A 24,203-nucleotide genomic window follows, 5' to 3' on the forward strand; every position below is an offset into this window, starting at 1 on the left:
TGGTGATCGCTGTCACGCGATAGGTGTGTTGCGCTGTTCGGGGGATGTGGAATTACCCCTATCTGACTTCTCCGCGAAGAGTGGGAGAACGTATTGTTCCGCTCGTTCTGCCAAGTGCAACACCAGGGGTTTCGCCAAGGGCACGTAGTCGTCCACGTGCCTGAGCTGGTGCGCGAGCACTGCCCACGTCTTCGGGTTCTCGGGCTCGCCCGTGGTCGTCATCTTGCACGCGAGTACGGTGAGTTCCCGGTATTCCGGGTTCCACGCGCTCACGTCCGCGCCGCGCGACGTCGTCCCATCCTGGAATTTGATCGCCTGATTCGGGCGGGCGCCCTGCACCGGGACCTCGGTGGTGCTCGCGAACACCCGGTTGCCCGGAGCGGCGTCGAACGCCTCCCACACTCCGCTGGCGTGACCGGCGAACCGGTCGTCGTCCCGCGGGGCGTACCACTGAGGCACCTCGTCGCGCCCGCCACTGTCGCGGAACAGGACCACGCGCAGGTCCGGGCCGAAGAGCGCGGCCCGCTGGGGCGGCCAGTCGCCAAAGCCGAGCATGTCCCGAACCAGCGAGGCGTTGGTCAACCACGGCCAAGACTGCCGGAGGTTGGCGGCCTGTACGAGCAGCAGCGTCGGAGTGCTGCGGAGCTGGTAGAGGATCGAGCGGATATGTGCCTGGACCACGGCGCGCTGCTCGGACAGCGAAAGGTGCTTGCTCTCGTCGGGTTCGCTCAGCGCCCTGTCGGTGTCCCGGGTGAGGCTGAGGAGCAGCTCCGGGTAGGCCACCCACGCCTTCCGGTGTTCGTCCCAGCCCTCGACGCGCTGTCCATCCTCGAACGGTCGGGTGCGAACCGCGACGAGCGCCCGTCGCGCTGACCGGGTGGTGGTCCGCTGCTTCCGGACCATCCACAACCCGACGTACTGCATGTCCTCCGGCACGGCGGTCCCGAGCCGGTGGCGCGGTGGCATCACGGCGCCCAACTGGCGCAGGCCGTCGAGGACCGCGGACCGAGCACGGTCGGCCAGCGCCTTCTCGTCGGTGGTGATGAACTGGCTGACCCGTCGGGCATCCGCACAACCAAGGCGGATGGCGGTCTTCGGGTCGCGGTCGGGACCGAACTTGTCCGCGTCCCGCAGTTCGATGAGGGTCAACCCGATGGGCGCGTCCGGGCCGGGTGTGCCGAAGTGCTCCACGATCGCGGTTCGACGCTCCAGGGCCGCGGACAGCGCGGCGCGCCGCCGTGCCGCGGCCGCCCGGGGCACCGGCAGATCTGCCGTGATCAAATCCCAGGTCGTGGCCTCCACCCGGATGTCGAGTTCCTCGGTGTGCCACACCTGCGCGCCAGTGGTCGGTGCGAGGTCCAAGACCTCCCGCAAGGCGGTCACCAGCGCATCGCGGGTGCGTTCATTCTCGTACCGGACGTCCACGACCAGCGGACGACCACCGAGCGCCGCCGCGCACGCCTTCCGACGTGCCCGTCCGCGTACCACCCTGGCCTCTGCCTTGGCCTCGGGGTTCGGCTTCACCCGGCCCCACACGTCGGGTTTGGCGATGAGCGTGACCTTGCCCATGTCCGCCGCGCGCAGGAGGTTCCCACTGAGTGCCTGCTCCACCCAACTGTCCACGTGCCTGCGCTCGACCGGCATCAACCCCGTCTTGGCCCGGTGGGTGGCCAGCCCGGTGCGGTGCACCACCCAAGCCGAGACGCCGTCCCGGCCCCGGGCCCACTCGGAGGGGTTGTTCAGCAGTTCGTCCGCTTCCGGGTACGGGAAGGCCGCGCTGTATTCGGGCAGCAACCTCACGAGGCTGTTGTGGTGCCACGCGGGCACACCGAGCACGGCATCGTGCCTGAGCAGGTTCGGGATGAGCCTGGGCACACTTCCCGCCCGCACCATCCAGGGCAGCGGCACTTGGAGGTAGGCCATCGCGCCGCGCTGTGGGTCGAGTTTGACGGGGTCACCGGTCTCCCATCGCCGCACACCGGAGGTGATGTGCACCCGTACGCGTCCGGAGAACGGCACAGTGTGCAGCGAAACCCGCAAGAGCAACGAGTAGTGCCAGGTTCTCTTGCCCTTCAGGTACGAACGCGGTGGCCAGGACACCAATTCGGTGCCCTTGGAGGTGGTGACGACCCGGAACGACAGCTCCGCACCGTCGTACTTGTACGTTCGCGCGGCCAACCTCGCGGCGACCACTTCGGGAAGAAGGCTGTAGAGACGGCGGTGTGGGTTCGCGGTGCCTCCTTTCGTCAGCTCGTTCGCGGACAGGTCGACCGTCGTGTCCACCCATTCCGGCATGGCGTCGTCGAGCGCGTCGAGCAGATCGTCGACATCGTTCTCGTCCACTCGCTCCTTACGGGACAGAATGGTGGTCACCCAGGCATTCACCAGGTGGTTGACCGCCGTGCGCGGTACCGGTTCGGCCGCGTACAGCCAGGGGAGTTGGTCGTCGGTCGCCGCGCCGGGGGCCGCGACCACATCCGGCACGGCTGCGTGCAGCAAGGCGGTGAGCTGTCGGATCGGCACGGTCCGCCCCGCTTCCGGTCGGCGGAACAGCGCCGAATACCGCCGGGCGACCTCCGTTCGCCACTCCTGGGCGAATCGGATGGTCTTGAAGTCGTGCAGCCAAGGCGTCGAGGACGGGTCGAGGTCGTAAGCGGTCAGTCGGATCAGGGGGACCATGGGATGCGCGCACCCTCCACTGCGTGTGCCAGACACCGGCCGAGCGCGGACCAGAGCGGCCCGTACAACGCTTGCACGAGTCGGCGCTCGTGTTCGGGGATGTCGAGATCGCCGTCAGCGGAGCAGTACCGGTCGAGGAGCGCGTGCATGCCGAACAGCAAGCTCGTCTCGGCGGTCTCCTCGCGCCCCGACGCCAGGTTCGGCGCGAACGCGGCGTCCACGAAGGTGACGCGGGCGGGCACTCCGCCGCGGACGAGCCTGCCGATCACCTGCCAGATCACCACCAGCACGTCCCAGGTGACCGACTCGCGGTCAGGGCCGAGATCCCGCCACGCCATGCTGCGGCTGAGCACGCGGCGCCACTCCCGCCGGGCTGCTGCCCGGAAGTCCCGCCCCGCACCGTCGAGCGATGCGGCGTGGGTGGCCCATGATCGGAAGCGGCCGTCGCTCAGAGTGCGCGATGCCCAGTCGTTCACCGCGTGCACCGCGAGCGCGAGGTCATCAGGCCGGGGGCTCGGCCGGATGAGGAAGTAGACCGAGCCGATCGCCGCCTCGCGGTGTTCGTTGAGGATGTTGTGCCCGCGCTCGATGGCCAGCAACGGTGCCACCAGCAAGTCAGCCCTCGTGCCCGCCAGCGTGTCCACGTCACCGCGGCGCAGCACGGGCGCCTGGTGCTCGCCGCCCGCGTCTGTCACCTCATCGTCATCGGCCACGAGACGGAACACCTTGCCACGCCACCGCTCCATCCCGTGCAGCACATCGGCGACCAGGGCGGTCTCCTCGTAGCTTCCCACCAGTAGCAGGATGCGGCGGCGGTAGTCGTTGGCGATGTCCGCGAGTTCGTTCTCGAGCACGCTCGCCTCGCCATCCACCGACTCGCTGAGCAGGGTGGTCATCCGGGTGAGCACGCGGGAGCGATCGTCCAGCGGTGAACCCGACACGCGCAGGGGAGTGCCGCCGTGGCGGACTGGGGTGAAGCGGAAGTGGCTGTCAGTGGCGATCCGGTCAGTCTCGACGCGGTCTGGGGCGAGTAGTGCCTGAACCGGAACATCGACGTGATACCGGGTCGACGTCCCTGCCCAACTGCTGCCCGACATCAACAGCACGTGGGGACCCGGGCGTCCGTCCGCGGTCGGCAGCAGGGGCATGGCGGGCAACAGCGCCCGGCCCACCCCGGCGCAATGGAAAAACCGGAGTTCGCCGCTCACCACGCCCCCGGTGTCCCTGCGCTCCGGGTGGAACTGAAAGCCGATGACGTCGCCCATCGGCGACTCGGGGATGACTGGACCGTAGTCGGTCGGCCGGCGCAATCCACCTGCCGCGTCGAGGTTCAGCACCGCCTCCACGCGCGGCCACATCACGGTCATGAGTGACAGCTTTGGTTCCAGCGCCGCCAGCAGCAGGGTGAACTCGAACCGGGTGCTCCACTGGTCGAGCCATGCTCGGTGGTCGTCGTCATCGCGGAGGCCGAACAGGGCTGCCAACACGGCGCGGAGTTCGAGCCTGGTTCGACGTGGTGAGGTGGCGTGCAGGAGCTCGCTGGTCAACCGGACCAGCACCGGGTCGGCGGGTGGGAAATTCCGGCGCTCGCCGAATGGGTTGTCGCGGAAACGGTCCAGCTCGGACAGCAGCGCGGAGCGACGTGAGGCGAACGGGTCGTCAGCGCCTTCAACCGGAAACGGGTAGCGGTTCAAGACCAGCTTCTGCTGCAGTGACCATGCGCTGAAGTGCCCTTCTCTCAACCATCGGCGCACATCATGACGGCGTACCAGCAGCGCGTACAGCCGGTCGGTCGCGGCGGTGGCCGTGTTCACGGCCGCGGACCACGCCTGCACGTCGCTGTCGGACAACTGCCGCCGCCCCCGGTCGACCAGTTGCTCGATCTTGTGCGAGTGCACCTTGTCCAGCCACGACACCGCACCTCGACCCACGAGAGTCGTGGTCCGCGCGAACATCGTGTCCAGGGTGATCTGCACGCGGTCCACCTCGTCCACGACCACCAAGTCGCTGCGGCGGCACGCCAGTTCCAGGAAGCGGACCCGTTCGGCGTTCTGCGGCCATGGCGGGGACGCCTGCACCAGGCTCTGCGGTGTCGCCACCCAGACGTCGGCGTCCACCAATTCTTGCGCGGAGTGGTGGCGGGGGCACGCTGACCAGAACGGGCAGCCCCGTCTGACATCGGTGAACGCGGGCGTGACGTCTGACCCCTGATCATGGCGCCGGTTCGATGGGCGCAGCCGGGTGCACGGTGCGTCGAAGTAGGGCAACGGTGGGGGGTCACCGCCGCGCAGTGCGTCAACGGCGCAGGCTGTGCCGAGGTGGTCGAAACCCAGGTCGACGTGACCTAGGAGGTTCGTGGCTCCACGACCGGCCAGCCGCCGGTGCAACCGTTCAGCGTGCCGTGTGCGAGTCGATCCGCCGATGACGGGGGCCGTTCGCAGGCCGTGCGCCTCGAACATGGCGGTGAGCTTGAGCACCTCGGCGACGTCACCCACGACCACTGTCACTCGCAGACCGAGTTCCCGAACCGCGTGCACGGTCAGCACGTCCCGCAACGTGCTCTTGCCCGCGCCCACGATGCCGAGCAGGTGGGTCAAGCCGTCGAACTCCAGGGTGTCGCCCGTGGCGAAGCGCCCGCCGTCGCGAGTGAGCAAGGCGACCCGGTCGAGCCGCCGCTCCCAGTCCGCGTACACGGACACGTCCATTTCCCGGGCGGTGTTCAGCAGATCGGCCTTGTCGACCCGGATGGACTTACCGCCGCCGCGGAGGGGAACGTCGAGGTCGTGCCCGACCGGTGGTGGCAGGTGGACCCGAGGCAGGTCCACCTTGGTGAGTTCCTGATCCGCGATGAAACTGTGCATGCCCGACCCCGCGATGCGCAGCGGGTTGCTCGCGAACGGCGCGGCCCGTCGCAGCAGCCGTTCGTACGTCGACCACCGTTCCGGCGCGGTGGAGACCGGGCGCCGCACGGGCGGCTTGTCCAGAACGACCTCGCAATAGCCGCGCAGCTCTTCGAGCACCTCGTTGTAGTCGGCGACCGCGGCCTTCCACGCACCAGGGCTCCGCAGCATCCACAGTTCGTACCGCGCTATGCGCAGTACGTTCTCCTCTGCGGAACCGACCAGCCCTCGCTCCCGGGCCAGCGGGTAGCCGCTGAAGAGCGGCCAGGCATCGGCCGCGGGATGGCCTGGGATCACCGCTTGTGTGAGGAAGAGGCCGAACTCCGTGGTGAACGCCTTGTGCAGCAGTTCGGAGGGGACTCCGTAGGCGGCCACCAACGGTTCGGACATGTTTTTGAAGACCTGCGCCGAATCGCGCATCACACCTCCGCCCGAGCGATGGGTCGAGCCCCAAGGAGGTCGACCAGTTCGGCATCCGACACGAGTGCGGGCCCGTCCGGCAGACAGCGGTTGAAGACCTCCCGGTAGTCCGGCTGGTCGCGGAGACGGTGACTGGGTACGACGATCAACACGCGGTCAGAACCGGATGGCACCGACGACCGAGCGACTTGACGTGCGAGCAGTGCCGGGTTTCGATGGCCCCGAGCCAACACGTGCCACCGTTCACCGTCCAGCCAGTCGACGCGCAGCACGTCCACGTGGTCGGGCTCCACGACCGATCTTGCGCCGCGAGGAACGACGGTCGCCACCACGGCCTGTTCCACCCGACCCGCGCCGATGACCGACGCCCGCAGCGCCGAGGGCAGCGCGAGCGCGCCGGCCACGGGGAACCTGTCGCCGACGATGTCCGGGACAGTGCAGGATTCCCTCTCACACAGCCAGGTGCCATCACCGAGCGGCACGGAAGGAACCTGGCACGTCGCGCAACGGGCCGCCTCGCCACGCCTGGTCAGCGTTCGGGGGACGGGCTCATAAAGGTCTTTCACGAGCCGCCACGTGCGGCGATGCGCACGATCCCCGCTCAGCGCTTCCACTTCCGTCTTGGAGACCATCGGGTGGTCTATGAGGAACAGCCTGCAGGCCAGGTGCTGGTCTGCGTCCGGCGCCTTCTCCGCGAGATCCCGCAGGGGTTGGGCAGCCCCCGTAGCGCCATCCGCGGCCCACTCCCCGCACAGGTCTGACGGCCTGCCACGCCGTGCGTCGACCAGGAGGTCTCCACCGCTGAACACCGTCGGCGGCAATCGCAGCGGCCAATCGCCAAGCGGGCGAATTCCGCACCACCGCACCAGGTCGGGCAGGCTGCGTGGCGGGTGTGCTCCCCGTATAAGACAGGCCAGGGTCAGCCTGTCGAGGGCCGACTGCGCGCTCTCCGGGTACGGCATCGAGAAAGCCGTCAGCCGGTCCACCTCGGCGAGTGCCAGAAGCCCTCTGGCCACTGCGTGGACCACCGCGATGTCCTCATCGGGAGACGACATCACCTGGCGGCCTCAGCCTTGCCCGACGGACACCACCGCAGCACCTCGCACGATTGGCACGCAGGACCCGGCCAGGGGCGGAACTCGGCGTCTCGGTGCCACGGCCCGGCGAGAGCGGCGACCACCTCGCTCGCCTCGGCTTGGGTGGCGGGGTCCAGTGCGTCGTAGAAGCGCAGGTCATTGCCGTTGGGGTGCAGCACCTCCAACTCCGCCCGTGGTCGTGCTCCGGTGTTCGGGAGGGCTCCCCTGCCGAGCAGGACGATCGCGAGCGCCAACTGCGGAACTTCTGCGAGCGTGCGAAAACGAGTGGCGGGATCGGCGGTGGTGGTCTTTACTTCGCGCCAGACCAGCGAACCGCCGTCGTGATAAAGCAGGTCCGGGGTGACCAGCACGACCACGTCTGCCGCCGTGTCGTCGAACACGAGCTTTGGCTCCACTCGCACGTCCGTCGGACGGTGGAGTAGCGGGCAGATCTCGGCGTGATGGCGCAGCATCCGGGTGCCCACCGCGATCTCGCGATCCGGAAGTTCACGATCGGGCCAAGATGTCGGAACGTCAGCGGAGCACAGCACACCCTCTTGGTGCTGTCGCTGGAGATGTTGGTGCACTGCGCGCCCGCGTTCCGTCCACGGGCTGCGCTCGACCGCCCACTCCACCGGGAGGCGCAACCGGATCAGGTGGTCCCGCGCTGGACAGGCGGCGTACTTGCGGGCGTTGGACACCGACCACGTCCGGCGAGGCCGCGTCCGGTCGCTCACACCAAGCACGCCCACCGCTTCGTCCAAGGCTGGGCACCCCACCCGATAACGGCAAGATACGCATGCTGAGCCGGGTCGGTAAGCGGTGCCGTCCACTGCCTCTCTCAAGGCGTCCTTGCCGTGCACTCGGTAGAACTGCTGGACATCTTCGGACGCCTCGTCGTAAAGCAGCGAGGCGGTGCCCTCGAAGCAGGCGAACTCGCGGATGCGCACCCGCTCCGGTGGTGTTCCGGCACCGGCCACCACCAACGCCGCCACGGCCAGCTCACCTGGACTCCGACGCCCACCGCGGAACCTGATCATGCGCAGTTCGCGGGCCTTCCCATCGCGCGAGCGGTAGCGCCTGCCCCATGCGCGGATGTCATACCGGCGAACGCCTCGGGAGTCCGGCTTCGTCAGCACGCTGCGGTGCAGCCACGGTTCGCGCACCGGTAACCAGACCTCATCGGTGGGGAAGGCGTGGAGATAGCCGTCGACCGCGTGTCTGGTCCACTCGGCCACGCCCTCGTGATTGGGTGGCCCTTCGACGGGCGTCAGTGCGGTTTCCATCGCACGCGCGGCCGTGAAATCGCGGAATTCAATCAGGTCGAGTGCGGTCATCAACGGGCCGAGTGGGAAGTCATTGAGGGCTTCCCGCTTGCGACGCGGCGTGCTGGGCAAAAGCCCCTGACGCGCGTTGAGCGCCTCCGACATGGGACAACGGAAGTCCGCGGACCCGACCGCGGCGACAGACACGACGATTTTCTGTGCTCGACCCGTAATCCCCTCGGGTGCGCTCCAACCCCCCATGTGCTCTCCTCCCGTGGTTGAGGATGATGTCAGAAGGGCTCTACTCCAGGAGGGTGAACTTCGTAACGGGAGACGGCTTCCGATGTATGACCGAAGTGGCGAGGTGTCGGCGGAAGGTGGATTCGTGAAGATCGACGTGGTGCTCGGTGGGCGGTTCCAGATAACCGCTCCGCTCGGTCAAGGCGCTATGGGGAAGATTTATCGAGCGGTCGACCAGATATCTGGTTTCGAGGTCGCTGTCAAGGTGCTTCCCGCTCGTTTTCATGAAACCGATACCTGGTATGAGGAGAAGCGCGAGAAGCTCGCTGTCGAGGGTGACATAGGTAAGAACCTCGATGGCATCGGCGGCACTCCCGTCGTGTACGACATCGGGGTCTCCGACGGACAGTCCTACGTGGTGATGCAAATGATCGAAGGACCGAGCCTCACGGAGTTGTTGGCGCGGTACCGGTCGTTGAAACGGCGCACGGCGGTCGCGATCGCGTGTCAACTGGGCCGAATCCTCGATGACGTGCACCGACGCGGGTTCGTGCACCGGGACGTGAAGCCGGACAACATCAAGATCGACAACTCGGGCCGCGTCTACTTGCTCGACCTCGGTATCGCGAAGGATGTCACCGCGAAGAACATCTTCGGCGGAACGAAGGGTTATGCGCCTTACGAGCAGGTGCGCGATCGGAAGCTGACCTTCCAGAGCGACGTCTACGCCCTCGGCTGCCTGATCTGCGAGATGGTCACCAACCAGGTGCCGTTCACCGAGGAGGACGAGTGGAACGTGGCCGATGTCCCGGCCGAGGTGCCACCTCACGTCCTGCACCGACTCGGACCGGACCTGGGGGACGTGGTGCTTCAGATGCTCGACCGAGACCTGGACCGTCGATTCTCCAGCGCCGCCGAGGTGGTGGACAGGTTACGCCGTCTTCTGCCGCCACCTGACGCGCCGCCGGATCCACAGGCGCCTGAACCGGATCCAGAGGCGTGGCTGCGCGCCCAATTTCTTCGGATGCCCGCAGTCATGGACTAGTCGAGCCGGGCACCAACCTCGTCGAGGAGGCGCCGGTCGTCTCCTTCGAGGTGCTCGATCCCGGTCAGGATCTCACGTGCTCGTTGCCAGACTTGTTGCGCCCCAACGTGATCACCGAATTTCACCAATGCCGTGGCGAGCAGGTGTTGAGCGTGGGCCTCGTTCACGGCAGCGCCGGTCCGGCGGTATTCGTCGATCGCCTTCGTGACGTGGTCGATGGCCAGATCGAGGTTCCCCAAGGTGAGGTGGTGCTGAGCCGCGGTGCGGTGGATCGCTGCCCGCCCGTAGCCGTCGGTTCCTTCTTCACCCGCCTGCATGGCCTTCTGCGCCAGAGCGCCCACCTCCGCCGAGCGCCCGTCGGCCATGAGGGCACTGATCAGGCCACTCGCCGTGTAACCCACCCCGCGGACATCATCGAATTTCTCGTACGTCGCCAGCGCCGTGCCGTAGTGCTCGATCGCCGCGGGCCAGTTCCTCTGGCTCTCAAGGATGGAGCCGAGGACTTGGTGGCCATGAGCTTCGGCGAGCTTGTCGCGGCTCTGCCGGGCCAGCCGGATGGCTTCCTGGAGATCGCTCGCGGCCAGGTTGAGTTTGTGCAGCTTGCGACGCGTGGCACCCAGCTGGCGGTGCACCATCGCCCGGTACAGCGGCTCGGTCGTGCGGGCAGCGGTCTCCCTGGCGGCGACGAGGAATGCCTCACAGTCCCGCCACTGCCCTCGTAGTCGCTGATACATGACCAGGACCATGGCCAACCGCCAGTGGTGCGACTCGTGGACCTGGTAGGCGGGCGAAGTCAGCGCGGCGACGAAGGCCGGGTACTCCTCCTCGAACCAGATCAGAGCCTGCTCCTCGTCGACCTCGGCGACGACGAGTTCCGCTGGAGGGGATTCCGGCGGAAGCTCACGCCCGGAGTCCAAGGCCAGGTCGCAAGCCTTGCCGTTCCACAGCAGGTAATCAAGAGCGCGGAGTCGGACCAGACTGCGCGCTTCGTCGGTCATGTCAACGGCGGCGCGGTCCACGGCGAAGCGGCGCAGGACGTCGTGCAGGCGAAATCGATTCTCGGCCACCTCCTCAAGCAGGTGGCTGTCCAGTAGTTCGTCCACGCACCGGCGCAATGCCGGTGCAGGCAGGTCTGCCAGGAACTCCAGCGCAGGCGACCCGATCGTGGGACCGGGATGGATGCCGACCAGTCGGAACACGTGTGCCGTACCTGCGGACAACGCGGTGTACGACCAGGTGAGTACGCCGCGCAGGGTGATGCGTCGACTCGTCGGCACGGAGGAGTCCAGCAGCGTTGTGGTGTTGCTGAGTTCTTCGAGGATCGTGGCCAGACGGTGCTTGCGCCGCTGCACCGCCCGCGCCGCGACAATGGCGATCGCCAGGGGCAGACCGTCGCAGGCCTCGACCAACCGGCTGGCGGCGTCCCATTCCCGCGTGATCCTGTCGTCGCGGACCAGGCCGCGCAGCATCGCCAAACCTGCCTCGGGCGCCAGTGGTTCGATGGTGACCTCCTCGGCGCTACCCGCGGAGCTCAGCCCGGGCATCCGCGATCGGCTGGTGACAACCACCGCGCAGCGCGCGCCCGCGGGTAGCAGTGGCTCGACCTGTTCGTAGCCCGCGGCGTTGTCGAGAACGACGAGCACGGACTTGTGTGCGAGCAGGCTGCGGTACTGGCCCACCGGGTTGTCGGTCGGCGTGGTCCCGAACGCCCGGATGAAGGACGTGACCAGCCGGTCGACGGTGACCGGGGCTTCGTCGGCGAAGCCGCTCAACTCGCCGTACAGCACGCCGTCCGGGAAGCGGTGTGCGGATCGGTGCGCCCACGTCAGCGCCAGCTGCGTCTTCCCGACACCGGGCGTGCCGACCACGGCCACCGCTCGTGCCTGGGTCGGCACACCTTCGAGCAGCCAGTCCAACCGCGCCAGTTCGTGCTCGCGGCCGTGCAGCACCTCCAAGGCCCGCGGCAACTGGTTGGGAGCGACGAACCTACGGGCCACCTCGACGTTCGGTGTGCTCCGAGCAAGCTCGGCGCACTCGGTGGTCGTCTGCGGCAGGTCGTCAGGGACCTCAAGACCCGCTGAAGTCATTCTCCGGACGAATTCCCCTGCGGCGCTTTCGACCGCGTCGGCGTTGCCCGTGTGGGCGAGTGCCCGCAAGAGGAACCGGCAGACCTCCACGTCGAGGGGCCACAGCGCATTCGCCTTCCGAGCCTCGGTGAGTGCTTCGTCGAACAGACCGAGTTCCCGCAGCACACCGATCAAGCGCAGACATGTCGACCGACGAAGTCCCTGTAGGGAAAAGATTTCGTCCTCGAAGTGGGCTTGGCCCAGGTTCGACAGCGGTTCTCCGGGCTGCCACAGGCCCGACGCTTCGCGCAGGAGGCGCACCTGTTCGTCCGGATCAGCGGTGTGCGCCCGATCGATGAGTCCCCGGAACCTCCAGTAATCGACGTTGTCCCGAGACAACCGGATGCGAACGATGTTGCGTTGGTGCGCGGGGAGCACCTCCGGGCCGACCAGCTTGCGCAGTTTGGAGAGGTAGCTCGTGAGCGTCGACGGGTGCAGATCGTCCGGCTGACCCGTCAGCAGTGTGTTGAACCGGCGGTGGTCCGAGGTGAAGGTCTCGCTGAGCGCCAGTGCGGCGAGCATCGCCAGCACGCGGTTCTCGGTGACCACCTGCTGCTCGCCACCCACGAAAAGGGCCATAGGGCCGAGTACTTGGACCTGGATGTCATCGCTGCTCATCACGGCAAGTGAAGCAGAGCAGAAGCGCGCCGCGCGTCGGCCACGCGGTGACCCCGCGTTTCCCCCGCGTTCGTCCCGCACTTCCCGTCCACTCTTCCGACGTCCTGATCGACAGGAGGAAAGGAGATCACGTGACTACGCGGAACTGGACCCGGGCGCCGATTGAGCAGACTCGTGCGGTGCGCCGAGTTGTGCTTGCGGTCGTGCACACGGTCGCATCGGGCCAACGAGTGCTCGACACGCTCTCGGTCGTCGAGAGCGACCCTGCGGTGCAGGTGGTGTTCACTCGCCCGCCGGACTCGACGGGCGGTGTCCTGGAGGAGTTCTTGCGGAGGACCGCAGGTGTGGTGATTCTGTGGGAGCAGGCCGTCGAAGGGGCGTTCGACCTCGTCGTGTCGGCGTCTTCGCGGCACGTCGCGGAGCTCACCGGCCCGGTGCTCCTGCTTCCCGACGTCTCGCCGCGAGGGGTGTTTCCCGACCTCAAGGGCTACGACGGCGTCAACGGGATCAAACGTGCCGTTGGCACGCCCGACGGGATGTCGTCGGTTGTGGCGCTCGCACATTACGGGCAACGGCGATCGCTGCTCAGTCGGTGGCCCGCGGCGGTGCGGCACGCAGTCGTGGTCGGCGATCCGGACTTCGACCGGTTGGCCGCGAGCGTGCCGCACCGGGAGCGCTACCGCGCGCAACTAGGTGTGGAGCCCACTCGCAATGTCGTGCTGGCGGTCTCGACTCGTGGTCCACGATCGTTGTTCGCCCGTTCGGCGGGTGTGCTGGACCGGTTGATCGCGGACCTGCCTCCCGCGGAGCACCTTGTGCTGTGCCACCTTCACCCCGACGTTTGGGACGTCCACGGCCGCCGCCAGGTCCTGGCGTGGACGGCGGACGCGCGCAGGGCGGGTCTCGTCCTCAACCCACCGGGCGTCGACTGGCGCGTCGCGGTGATCGCGGCCGACTGTGTCGTGGGTGACCACGGACTCGTCACGGCGTACACGGCATCCATGGGAAAACCGGTGGTGCTTGCCCATTCCCCGAAGGCGAACCTCGTCCCCGGCTCGGTCACCGAGGCACTGGCCGCCGTGGCACCCGTACTCGACCCGGCTGCCTCATTGCGGGTTCAACTCGAACGTGCGAAGGAGCCGGTGGACGGAAAAGGGGTGACCGACCGGATCACGTCGTTGCCTCACCGCTCGGCCGCGGTCCTGCGAGCCACCTGCTACCGAGTGCTCCACCTGCCCGAACCGACCACACCCATCCTCAGCGCACCGATCCAGGCCGATTGACCCCATCGTGATCCAGGATGATCACGTCTCACGGAAAGAGAGAGCCATGCCGTACATCCAGCCGTTTGCCGCCCGCCCTGGTGGGAATGGGGGGACAGCGGACAGCCGTTAACTGATTAACGCATGTCCGAGGGAGGTGCTGCCGTGGAATCATCCTCGACAGCACCTCCCTCTTTGGGCTCGTACCAGCGGACCTCATCTCAACTGGACGCTACGTTGGCAGTCATGATGCGATATTCCACTGCAGTGGATTGATGGTATGACCAACGCCTGCTATTGAAGCCGGAGTTCAGACATGGTGGCGCCAGCACACCGGGCATTGTCGTTCCTTGAGGGGCCGATTCTTGGTTCACCAACGGTGTCTGAAGGGACTAACCCGGTGGCGCGGAGTAGTCGGTCGTTGATGGCGTGAGAATCCCGGAGATAGTCGCTGGGTCAGTGCAGTTCGGCGGTGGTCATCAGGCGGGTGACGGCTCGTAGCCATGCCTTGGGGTCGTCGGTCGCCGTTGCCCAGGCGGTGGTGGTTGTCGCGCAGCGGTGTAGGCCGACTTGGGTCAGGGTGGTGGCCGCGGTGGTGGCGCGGGTGGCCATGGAGGCGGGCAGGCGGGAGAGGCCGCGGTGGGCGGCCTCGGCCAGGAGGGTGAGGGCGTCCTCGATGGCGGCGGCCAGGGGGTCGCGCTCGGGTGGGCCGCTCGCCGGTGGGGTTGTCCCGTCGGGGGCGGCCAGGTCGGGGACCACCACGCCGTCGCGGGTCTGGATCGCGTACGGCTCGATGAGCAGCCCGCCGCGGGCCCGGCGGAGCGCACCGCTGACCGCGACGGGCTCGGCGGCGAGTGCCGCGGCGAGCGCGTCCAGGGCCCCCGGGGCGGCCGGGCGGTGGGTCAGGCCGATGGTCGCCGTGTGGCCGCCCGCGTCCGCGACCACGGCCTCAAGTCGTTGCGCCCCAGCGAGATAGCGCACCTGGCGCACCTCGGCCAGCGGCAGCACCCGGACCAGTTCGGCCGCGACCCGCGCCCGCACCAGCCGCGGCGGCAGCGCGGCGAGCAGCGCCGACACCGCCGCGACGGACGGCGGCCGCAACGCCGGGGGCAGGTCCGCCCACGACTCGCCGACCGGGCTCACGGTCGTCCGCGCGAGACGCCCCGCCCCGAACCGCACCACCCGACCGGCGCTGCGCACGGCGGCCTCGCTGACCACGTTCCCCGCCGCGAGCGCCGCGACGGTGGTCCCCGCGACGCGCCGCGCGGCGACGGCGCCGGGGGCGTGCGGCCAGCGCTGTCGGACCGCCAGCACCGTTTCGGTGCTCGGGTGGGCGAGGAACACCTCCGCCGTGTCATTGTCCTGGTCCCGGCCCACCCGGCAGCCCAGCGCGATCAGCCGCACCTGCCGCAGCGGGGTCTCCGCCGGTTCCTCGGTGCCGAGCACCCGCGACGGCGCGACGGCGCCCGCGTGGTCGCGGGCGTACAGCTCCGTGATCAGCTCGGCCACCCGAACCGGTTCGTGGTGCGCGGAACGGGACCGGTAGGCGTTCAGCTGCTCGACCAGCTCGGCCAGCGCGGCGGCGGGCCAGCGCAGGTTCGCCCGGTCGCACGCCTCCTGCTCACGGCGCAGCGCGGCCGCCAGCACCTCGTCCGCCGACACGACGCCCGCGCGCAGCAGCTCACCGACCGCGGTGAGCGGCAGCGTGGCGGGCGGGGCCGCCGGGCCCGACAGCTCTACCGTCACCTCCTGGTCGTCCGGGTGCTCGGCGTCGGCGCGGCGGAACGCCCACACCGCGAGGACGATGAGCGCGTCGCGGGCCTCCGCGCGGGCGTCGCAGTCGACGAAGCCCAGTTCGCCGGGGACCAGGAAGCGGACCGTCGCCGCCGGGGTCTCCACGGTGGCGGGGCGGCGCACCCGCGCGGTGACGCCGCTCGCGAGCCCACGGCGGGCCGAGGCCACCGTGCGCGCGCCGAACCGCGCGGTCAGCTCCTCGTCCGTCACCGAACCCGGCCACCCCGGTGGGGCGGCGGCGGGCGCGGGCTCCGCCGCGCGATCGCGCTGGTAGGCGAGGACGGCGCCGATCCGGTGCCTGCACACCCCGGGCGCCCCGCACGTGCAGGCAGCGGCGTCCAGGCTGTGGCCCGGCGGCAGCGTCACCGCGGCGCCGTCGGCGAAGGTGACCCCGACCGTGCCGTCGCCCGCCTCCGCCACCGGCGGCACACCGTCGAGCTCGCGGGTCGCGCGCTTCACCAGACCCCGGTTGGCCAGCGACGCGAGGGCGTCGGGCGTCAGCGCCAGCAGGTCCGCCCTCACCGGCCGATCCTCTCCGCGACGAACCCGGCCAGGTTGCCGGGGGTCATGGCGCCCACGTACGCGCCGACCTGGGCCAGGCGCTGGCCCAGCTCGCGGTCGTAGTCCGGCTCGGCGGCCTCGTCCAGCGCGGCCAGGCACAGCACGTGCGTGCCCTGCTCCACCAGCCCGCGCACCGTGCGCACCAGCGAGTGCCCGTCGCCGCCCTCGTAGAAGTCGGACACGATCGCGACGATCGCGCGCCGGGGCGCGTCCACCAGGTCCGCGCCGTACCGCGCGGCCCGCGCGATGTCGGTGCCGCCGCCGAGCTGGACCCGCATCAGCAGCTCCACCGGGTCGGTCACCTCGGAGGTCAGGTCGACGACGCTGGTGTCGAAGGCGATCAGGTGCGAGCGCAGCCCCGGCACCCCCCACAGGCACGCCGCCGTCACCGCCGAGTGGATCACCGAGTCCACCATGGAGCCGGACTGGTCGACCAGCAGGATCAGCTGCCACGGCTGCGTGTGCCGCGTGCCGCGCGAGGTGAACCGGGGCCGCTCGATCAGCAGCCGCCGGTCTTCCGGCTGGTAGTGCGCCAGGTTGGCCCGCACGGTGCCGCGGAAGTCGAAGTCCCGTGCCTGCCGGAAGTTGCTCGGCCTGCGCAGCCGCGCGCCCGTCAGGCCGTGGCGCACCTCGGTGGCCAGGCGCTCCATCAGCTCCCGCACGACCTCCGCGACGATCCGCCGGGCCAGCACCAGCACCTCCGGGTTCATCAGGTGCTTGGTGCGCATCACCGCCCGCAGGAGCGCGGGGTTCGGCTCCACCCGTTCCAGCACGGCCGGGTCGGTGACGATCTCGTGGATGTCGTAGCGCTCGACCGCGTCGCGCTCCAGCCGCTCGATCGTCTCCTTCGGGAACAGGCGGTGCACGTCGTCGAGCCACTCGACGGCGGTCAGCCGCGAGTCCTCACCGCCCGCGCCGCGCACGCCGCGTTCGGCCAGGTCCGGGTCGCGTCCGTACAGCCAGGACAGCGCCGCGTCCATGGCGGCGGCCTCACCGCCGAGCGCGGCCATGCCCGCCGCGGGCGCGCCGAGCACCAGCCGCCACCGCTCCAGTTCCGCATCGTTCGCCTGTCCCGTCACAGGTCCACCAGTCCCGCCCGCGTGAGCATCTCCTCGACCGCCTCCTCGATGGCCGCGGCCTCGGCGGAGAGCACCGGGTCCGCGCGCAGCCGCAGCAGCCCCCGCCCGGAACCGCCGCCGCCGCGCCGCCGCACCAGCGCCGTCGCGAACCGTTCCCGCTCCGCGGGCGGGAAGAACTCGAACGCCTGGCGCAGCGCGGGCAGGGCCACCAGGAAGTCGTGGGCGGTCAACGCGCACACGATGGCGTCGAGCACCGGGGTGAGACCGGCGTCGTCGAGGACCTCCTCGCGCGCCACCGCGAACAGCCCGGCGAGCCAGTCGCCGAGCACGGTCGGGTCGCGGGGGACCGCCTCGCCCGCGTCCACCGGCTCGCCGAGCGCCCAGCACAGGCCGAGCCCGGCGCCGCGCAGGTCCGGCGGCACGTCCCTGGTGGCGGCGAGGCGTCCGCCGACCCCGATCGCCGGGCCGGGGGTGAGCCCGACGGCCGCGCCGTCGCGCACCGCGTCCCGCACCGCGGCCAGTGCCCGCAGCCGCTCCGGCTCGGCGGGGCCCGGGCCGCCGCGCACGCCTTCGGCCAGCCACAGCGCCCGCGTGGTCGCGGTCGCGACCACCTCGCCGAGCAGCGCGCTGCCCGCGGCGCCCAGCAGCCGGTCGTGCCGCCACAGTCCGAGCGCGACCCGCAGCGCCGCGCCGAGCGGCCCCAGTTCACGGGCCGCCCGCACGCCGTCCGCGACGCTCGTGGTCAGCTCGCCCGCCAGCTCGGCGAGCCCGCACAGCGCCGCGTCGTACAGCAGGCCCGCCAGCGCGCCGACCTCGTCGCGCGCGTCCCCGGCCCGCTCGGCGAGCGTGGCCGCGGCCGCGTCGGGCAGCGTGCCGCCGCGCGCCGCCGCCTCGATCAGCATGGCCTCGCGCCGGTCGGAGTCGGTGAGCCGCCACTGCTCCTCCGCGGTCGCGTCGCGCCCGGCCGCGGGGCCGGACCGCCGCTCCACGCCGGGGATGCCGAGCACCCGCAGCCGGTGCAGCACGCGGCTGCGGCGCAGGTCCGTCGGGTCGACGAGGTCGAGCCGGACAGCGCGGTCGCCGTCGAGCCCGTGCGCGGCCAGTTCCGCCGCCACGGCGCCCACCAGCGGCGGCGCGGGCGTGTCGGGGTGCAGCCTGCCGACCCGGTGGCCGGTGAGCGCGGCGACCATCTCGACCACGACCGGGTGCGCGCCGGGCGCCAACCGGCCACGCGCCGCCCACGGCAGCGGCTGGTCCAACGCGTCCGACACCAGCGCGCTGACCAGCCCGTCCAGCACATCAGTGCGGGACGGGTGCTCGTGGCCGCGCAGCGCCGCGAGCCCTTCCCCGAGCGCGCGGGCGGAGATCAGGTCAGCCGTGGACACGCCCTGGCGGCGTGCCCGCAGCCGCGTGACCACGTCGGCGACCAGCCCGGTGGCGGCCTCGCGCGGACCGCCCTCCCAGAGCCGTTGGTAGTACCCGGGCGAGGGCATCCCGGAGGCGTACCCGGTGAACGCGTCGAGCCGCCGGTTCGAGTACGGCACCAGGTAGCTGCCGACCTCGGTGCCCGGCGGCACGCCCGGCACCTCCGGCCAGTCCGACTCCGGCCAGCCAGGCTCCCCGGGCGCCCCGGCGAGGCGGGCCAGCAGCGCCGGGCGGTGGAAGCCGCCGACCACCACCACGACCGGACCGTCGTCCCGGGCGGCGGCCGCGGCGACCCAGCGCGCCATGTACTCCTCGCGCGCGGTGTCCACCGGGCCCGCGTCCGCCTCGCCGCGCACCAGGTCGAAGTACGCCTCGAGCCGCTCGGCGAGCCCGTCGTGCGGGTGGGCCTCCACCAGGTGGTCCCACAGCACGTCGACGTTGTCCACGGCGAAGGTCCGGCACAGACGGTCCGTGGCGTCCGCGTAGCGCCGTTCCGCGTCCGCGTAGCGGTTCTCCGTGTCGTCCGCGTGCCACGCGGGCAGGTCGATGAACCGTACCCGCGCGCCCGCGGCGTGCCCCTCGGTCAGCGCCAGCCACTCGGGGGAGTAGTCGCAGAACGGCGCCCACGACAGGCGGGTGCGCGCCGCGTCCCGCACGTAGCTGAAGATCGCCAGCGGTGGCGCGTGCCCGAGCAGCAGTTCGCCGATCCGGTCGGAGAAGTCGGCCGGGCCCTCGATCAGCACGTGCGCGGGCCGGTGCGCGGCGATGGTCTCGCGAACGAGCCGCGCGCACGCCGGGCTGTGGTGGCGCACCCCCACCACGTGGACCGGGGCGACCATCAGCCGGGCAGCCGCAGCCGCGCGCCGTGCAGCTCGTCCCACGCGGGTGAGCCGCGACGCTGGGCGACGTCCTGTTCGAGGTAGCGGCGCAGCTTCGCGAGGTCCTCCGGGCTGTCCTTGGCCGCCGTCCCGACGACGCACTCGACGATGTCCGCAGCCGAGCCCGGCTCGCCGCGCAGGTACCACCCGCGCAGGCCGACCGCGTGCGCCACCGACACCGCCTCCGCCGTGCTGAGCACGGTGGACAACCGCTCGGCGCCACCCCGCCCGGTTCCCGCGCGCAGCTCGCGGAACGTCGTGACCAGCACCTCCAGCACGTCGCGGCGCTGCGCGAGCGGCACCCCGGACCGGCGCAGCAGCTCCGCCGACTCGGTCTCCACCAGCGCCAGCTCGGTGTCCAGGTCGGGGATGGGGAACACGGTCTCGAAGTTGAACCGGCGCTTGAGCGCCGCGCTCATCTCGTTGACGCCGCGGTCGCGGGTGTTGGCGGTGGCGATCACGTTGAACCCGTCGGTGGCGAACACCATCGCGTCGGCCCCGGTCAGCTCCGGGATCGCGAGCACCCGGTCGGACAGCGGCGAGAGCAGCGAGTCCTGCACCTCCAGCGGGCAGCGGGTGATCTCCTCGAACCGCACCACCTTGCCCTCGGCCATGCCGCGCAACAGCGGCGCGGGCACCAGCGCCCGCGGTGACGGGCCGTCCGCGACGAGCATCGCGTAGTTCCACGAGTAGCGGATCTGGTCCTCCGTGGTGGCCGCGCCGCCCTGGATGGTCAGCGTCGACACCCCGCTCACCGCGGTCGCGATCAGCTCCGACAGCAGCGACTTCGCCGTGCCGGGCTCGCCGACCAGCAGCAGGCCCCGGTTGGTGGCCAGGGTGACGAGCGCGCGGTCCACAAGGGACGGATCGCCCACGAACTTGTTGCGGACGTCCAGCGCGGGGTCGCCGATGACGAACCGGCGGGCCGCGTCCAGGCTCAGCGCCCAGCCCGGCGGCCTCGGCGCGGTGTCGCGCTCCGCCAGCCGGGCCAGCTCGTCGGCGAAGCGGACCTCCGCGGGCGGGCGCTGGAGGTTCGCCTTCCGTGCCGGTGCGGTCATTTCGCGGCCACCAGTTCGCTCAGGTCGGCCAGCAGCTCACTGGCGGACACCGGGTCCAGCCGGTCGAGCGGCGTGTTCTCGGCGCCCCACCAGCCATCGCGGTCGGTGGACAGGAACACGCGGCGGATCAGCTGGTCCTCGCCGAGCATCGTCGGGGAGCCCGCGACGATGCCCTCCTCGAGTTCCAGCACCGCGAACCACCCGCCCGGCAGCGGTTTGACGACGCCGGGCTCGACCCCGCCGTCCTGCGGCGTGGTCCGCTCCCAGCCGTGCTTGCCGAGGCCCAGCACCCTGCCGACGTTGACCTTGACCCGCGCGAACCGCTCCAGGTGCGGGGCGGCCCGCTCCTCGCCGGTCAGCGCCAGCACCGGCCTGCCCAGCTGCGGGAACGGCTGCAGGATCTCGTAGTCGGCGAACACCTCCGCCCACGCGGCGAGCGCGCCGCCGAGGTGCAGCGGGTGCGCGACGCCGACGGTCGCGCCCGCGGGCACCGCGTAGCCCTCGTCCTCGGCGTCGGCGAGGGTGCGGTCCTCGGCCAGCCGGAACGCGCCGACCAGGTCGCCGTCGCGGTAGACACCCCAGACCAGCCGCCGCACCACGTGCCACAGCAGCGGGTGGCCCGCGAAGTAGGCGGCGAAGTCCTCCGGGCTCCACCGGCGGCCGGTCACCATGGCCCGCTCCAGCCGGGTGATCTGGGCGGCCGCGAGCGTGCGGACGTCCTTCTTCAGCCCGGTGAACCGCTGGTACGCGTGCGGGGCCAGTTCCTCGTCGTCCTTCGCGCCCGGCTTCGGCAGCGCCTTGCGGCGGGTGCCGTCCTCATCGGACACGTACGGCCGCAGCGCCTCGTCGAACCCGACCACGAACCGGCGCGGGCCGTAGTCGAGGACGAGCGTGCCGTCCGCCTGCAGCCCGAGGTCGGGCACCAGCCGGTCGGCGAGCTGCTCCGCCGTCAGGCCGAGGTTGGCCGCGACCAGGTCGATCTTCTCCCCGGCCCGCTGCTTGAGCCCGCCGAACTTGACCTTCTGGGCGATCCCGTTGAGGTGCATCAGCGCGACGTCGGAGCCGATCTCGGCGAGCACGTCCAGCCCGGTGACGGCGCGGGCGTGGCCGCCCTCGCCGGGCCAGTTGCGGATGACCGGCGCGAGCTCGCGCACGGTGTCGTCGTCGCCGATCGCGCCGAGGGAGTACAGCGCCCAGCCGTCCTTGGGCGGCATGCCCGCCTTGCGCCACTGCTCGAAGACCGCCCAGCCGAACCGGGCGAGCGAGGTCGGGTCGCACACCTCGGCGACCTGCGCGACGCCGCCGTAGGGCTCGCCCGGCTCGCCGAGGGCGAACATCGTCAGCAGGTCGGCCGTCGCGGCCGGGGACAGCGCGAGTTCGGAGTCCCGCAGGCGGATCTGCGGCAGCGCCGCGGGGTCGGCCCACACGCCGGGCACCGGCAGCTTCTTCGGCAGCAGCTCCAGCGGGTCGGCCGCGAGGACCTGCGCGACGCCCGCGCCCGCCTCCTCGCCCGCCAGGCGGGCCGCCTCGGCGACCACGGCGTCGACGCCCTCGTGCGCGGCGAGCACGCGCAGCGCGGTCTCCGCCGCCTGCCGGGGCTTGCCCGCCCGGTCGAGGGCGGCGGGCAGCAGATATGGCAACGCCGCCAGGCCGTGGCGCAGCAGCCAGGCCCGCACCACCGGGCGGGCCGTCTTGCGCCGCACGAGCGCGCTTGCCAGCACCGCGGCGGCGGTGGTGTCCAGCACCGGCATCAACACCTTGAGGTCGTCCTGCCCGGTGGCGGAGGCCACGGTGGCGGTGACCGCGGGCACGGCGGCGACGTCGAAACGGGCGAGGAGTGCGGCACCCCAGTCGAGGACGCCGTAGGAGTTGCCTGATTGCCAGTCCGCCAGCAGCGGTTCGGCGAGCTCCATCGGCGCGTGCAGCAGCAGCGAGGGGTAGGCCCAGTGGTGGCTGCGCGTGTCGGCGATCTCGGCCTGCCAGTCGACGTTGGACCGCCCGTGGCCGCGGTAGGCGAGCCGGGCCCGCGCGGCGAGTGCCTTCTCGTGCTCGCCGGGGGCCCACACGACGCGCGTCGGCGCGTCGAGGACCAGCCCGGTGAGCACGACCGGCTTCGAGGTGCGGCTCGACCGGGTCCACGGCGGGCTGGTGAGCACGGTGGGCAGTGACTCCGGCGGCGCGTCGGGCAGCCGGACGAGGCCGGCCTGGGTGGCCTCGGCGGCCTCGCGGGCCGCGGGCGGCAGGGTCGGCACGACGTCGGCGAGCAGCGCGGGGCGCGCCAGCAGGTGCCCGCGCAACAGCTCGACGGCGACGGCGTTGCCCTCCGCCGCGGCCGCGGACAGCAGCCGGGCCGCGCGGACCGGGTAGCGCTGCATGGCCTCCTGCACGGCGGGGCGGAAATGGGGCTGCTCGACCCGGGTGAGCAGTTCGGTGAACGCCTCGTCGGTCGGCATCGCGACGATGGCCGCGAGCAGGCGGCGCAGGACGTCGGTCTCGACGCCCTTGGTCCACCGGGCGAGCGCCCGCGCGGCGGGCGGGCCGACCGTGCGGACGATCGTGGGCAGCACCCGGCCGTGGTACCGCAGCTCGTAGTCGGCACTGTGGACCTCGTCGAGCTGCTCCGCGCGGTAGGCGATCGCCAGGTACATCCACATGCCTCGGTGGCTGTGCGTGCCGGGGTCGCCGAGCTCGTCCACCCACGCGGTCTCGGTCGGCGCCAGGAACGCGGCGAGCAGCCGGGAGTTGGCGTTGCCCCGGAGCGCGGCCAGGCGCTCGACGACCTGGGCGTACTCGTCGTCACTCGCGGACGCGACGGCGGCCCGGACGTCGGCGAGCGCGTTCGACGGCGCCCACCGCCACGGCAGCTCCTCGTCCCCCTCGGCGAACCGGATGTCCGAGTGCTGGCGCGGGTTGCCGCGCTGGTTGAGCGTGACCGCCGCCAGCGCCATGACCGCCTCGACCGCGAACAGCAGGCCGTGCGTGGTCAGCCACGCCTGCCCGAACTTGCCGACCTCGTCCTGGTCGCTGTAGTAGCCGTGCCTGCTGACGGTGGTGAGCACCGCCGCCGCGCCCACGGCGTCCGGGGCGCCGTCGAGGTAGCGGCGGGCGGCCTCGACGATCCGCCGGTCGCTGTCCTCGCGGCCGAAGACGATGTCCAGCGGCTGCCGGTGCCTCACGACGAGCCGCGCCACCGCCCCGGCCGCCTCGGGATCGGGCCGATACCGGCTCCGCCCCTGGTCACGGCGCGCGTAGGCCATGCGCACCACCCCGGACGGCGGGGTGAAGGCGTCCTCGTCCGGCATCGAGTCGGCGGCGACCGGCGCGACGTTGATGGCCTCGACGGCCTGAGCGACCTCTATCGCCTCAGCGGCCTGGGCGACCTCGACGGCTTGGGCGACCTCAGTGGCCTCGGCGGCCTGGGTGACGTCGGCAGCCTGGGCGGCGCTGGCGACCTCGGCAGGCTCGGCGGTGGTCGCGGCCCGCGCCGTACCCGCCTCGACGTACCCCTTCTTGACCTTGTCCCCCGCCTGCTTGGCAAGGAACTCCTCAGCCGCCTCGACGGAGGCGAACCCCTTGCGCTTGGACTGCCCGGCAGTCCCCAGCCTCCCCCAGGACAAGACGACATCGGTGTTGTCCCGGACCCCCTCCCAGAACTTCTGGGACCCACCCCCGATGTACTCAAGTCGCCGCACGTCCACCCTCTCCTACCCATCGCCCGAACCCGCCCCCACAAGCTAGCCGTGAGCCCCGACAGCCCACCGCGAGTTGGCCAGGCCG

At 71.0% G+C, this 24,203-nt stretch carries 12 protein-coding genes; 2 read left to right on the forward strand and 10 right to left on the reverse strand.

Annotated features, from left to right (window positions below; genetic code table 11):
• Positions 1–12: 12 nt before the first annotated feature.
• From ACTG9Q_RS06035 to ACTG9Q_RS06050, 4 genes are read right to left on the reverse strand one after another with little or no spacing between them, the layout of a single operon-like run.
• Positions 13–2,679 carry a pPIWI_RE module domain-containing protein gene (locus tag ACTG9Q_RS06035; protein ID WP_455571608.1) on the reverse strand — a complete coding sequence of 889 codons (2,667 nt, stop codon included), beginning with the start codon at positions 2,677–2,679 and terminating at the stop codon, positions 13–15.
• Entirely contained in the window at positions 2,667–5,999 is a 3,333-nt protein-coding gene (locus ACTG9Q_RS06040; protein ID WP_455571609.1) for a pPIWI_RE_Z domain-containing protein, read from the reverse strand. Before ACTG9Q_RS06040 ends, ACTG9Q_RS06035 begins: the two co-directional genes overlap by 13 nt.
• Positions 5,999–7,054, reverse strand: a complete 1,056-nt coding sequence (locus tag ACTG9Q_RS06045; RefSeq protein ID WP_455571610.1) for a pPIWI_RE_Y domain-containing protein — start codon at positions 7,052–7,054, stop codon at positions 5,999–6,001. Before ACTG9Q_RS06045 ends, ACTG9Q_RS06040 begins: the two co-directional genes overlap by 1 nt.
• Positions 7,054–8,505 carry a PD-(D/E)XK nuclease family protein gene (locus ACTG9Q_RS06050; protein ID WP_455571611.1) on the reverse strand — a complete coding sequence of 484 codons (1,452 nt, stop codon included), beginning with the start codon at positions 8,503–8,505 and terminating at the stop codon, positions 7,054–7,056. Before ACTG9Q_RS06050 ends, ACTG9Q_RS06045 begins: the two co-directional genes overlap by 1 nt.
• A gap of 220 nt (positions 8,506–8,725) precedes the next feature.
• Between ACTG9Q_RS06050 and ACTG9Q_RS06055 the strand changes: the two genes are divergently transcribed.
• Entirely contained in the window at positions 8,726–9,625 is a 900-nt protein-coding gene (locus ACTG9Q_RS06055; protein WP_455571612.1) for a serine/threonine protein kinase, read from the forward strand.
• On the opposite strand, the gene ACTG9Q_RS06060 is transcribed toward ACTG9Q_RS06055, so the two are convergent.
• Complete coding sequence (locus tag ACTG9Q_RS06060) at positions 9,622–12,369, reverse strand: ATP-binding protein (RefSeq protein ID WP_455571613.1); 2,748 nt, start codon at positions 12,367–12,369, stop codon at positions 9,622–9,624. The two genes, ACTG9Q_RS06055 and ACTG9Q_RS06060, sit on opposite strands and share 4 nt — an antisense overlap.
• Positions 12,370–12,500: 131 nt before the next feature.
• Here ACTG9Q_RS06060 and ACTG9Q_RS06065 point away from each other — a divergent pair, with 131 nt between their 5' ends.
• Complete coding sequence (locus ACTG9Q_RS06065; protein ID WP_455571614.1) at positions 12,501–13,652, forward strand: hypothetical protein; 1,152 nt, start codon at positions 12,501–12,503, stop codon at positions 13,650–13,652.
• Positions 13,653–14,087: 435 nt separating this feature from the next.
• On the opposite strand, the gene ACTG9Q_RS06070 is transcribed toward ACTG9Q_RS06065, so the two are convergent.
• The 5 genes from ACTG9Q_RS06070 to ACTG9Q_RS06090 are packed head-to-tail and all read right to left on the reverse strand — an operon-like array spanning position 14,088 to position 24,118.
• On the reverse strand, positions 14,088–15,947 hold the full coding sequence (locus tag ACTG9Q_RS06070; RefSeq protein WP_455571615.1) for an SWIM zinc finger family protein: 1,860 nt from the start codon (positions 15,945–15,947) through the stop codon (positions 14,088–14,090).
• Positions 15,944–17,065: a VWA domain-containing protein gene (locus tag ACTG9Q_RS06075; RefSeq protein WP_455571616.1), complete on the reverse strand. Its 1,122-nt coding sequence runs from the start codon at positions 17,063–17,065 to the stop codon at positions 15,944–15,946. Before ACTG9Q_RS06075 ends, ACTG9Q_RS06070 begins: the two co-directional genes overlap by 4 nt.
• Positions 17,062–19,371 (reverse strand): DUF5682 family protein, encoded by a 2,310-nt coding sequence (locus ACTG9Q_RS06080; RefSeq protein WP_455571617.1) that lies wholly within the window; start codon positions 19,369–19,371, stop codon positions 17,062–17,064. The genes ACTG9Q_RS06075 and ACTG9Q_RS06080 overlap by 4 nt, the downstream gene beginning before the upstream one ends.
• On the reverse strand, positions 19,329–20,426 hold the full coding sequence (locus ACTG9Q_RS06085; RefSeq protein WP_455571618.1) for an ATP-binding protein: 1,098 nt from the start codon (positions 20,424–20,426) through the stop codon (positions 19,329–19,331). The genes ACTG9Q_RS06080 and ACTG9Q_RS06085 overlap by 43 nt, the downstream gene beginning before the upstream one ends.
• On the reverse strand, positions 20,423–24,118 hold the full coding sequence (locus ACTG9Q_RS06090) for a DUF4132 domain-containing protein (RefSeq protein WP_455571619.1): 3,696 nt from the start codon (positions 24,116–24,118) through the stop codon (positions 20,423–20,425). Before ACTG9Q_RS06090 ends, ACTG9Q_RS06085 begins: the two co-directional genes overlap by 4 nt.
• Positions 24,119–24,203: the final 85 nt, after the last annotated feature.

Source organism: Actinokineospora lacus (assembly GCF_053813445.1).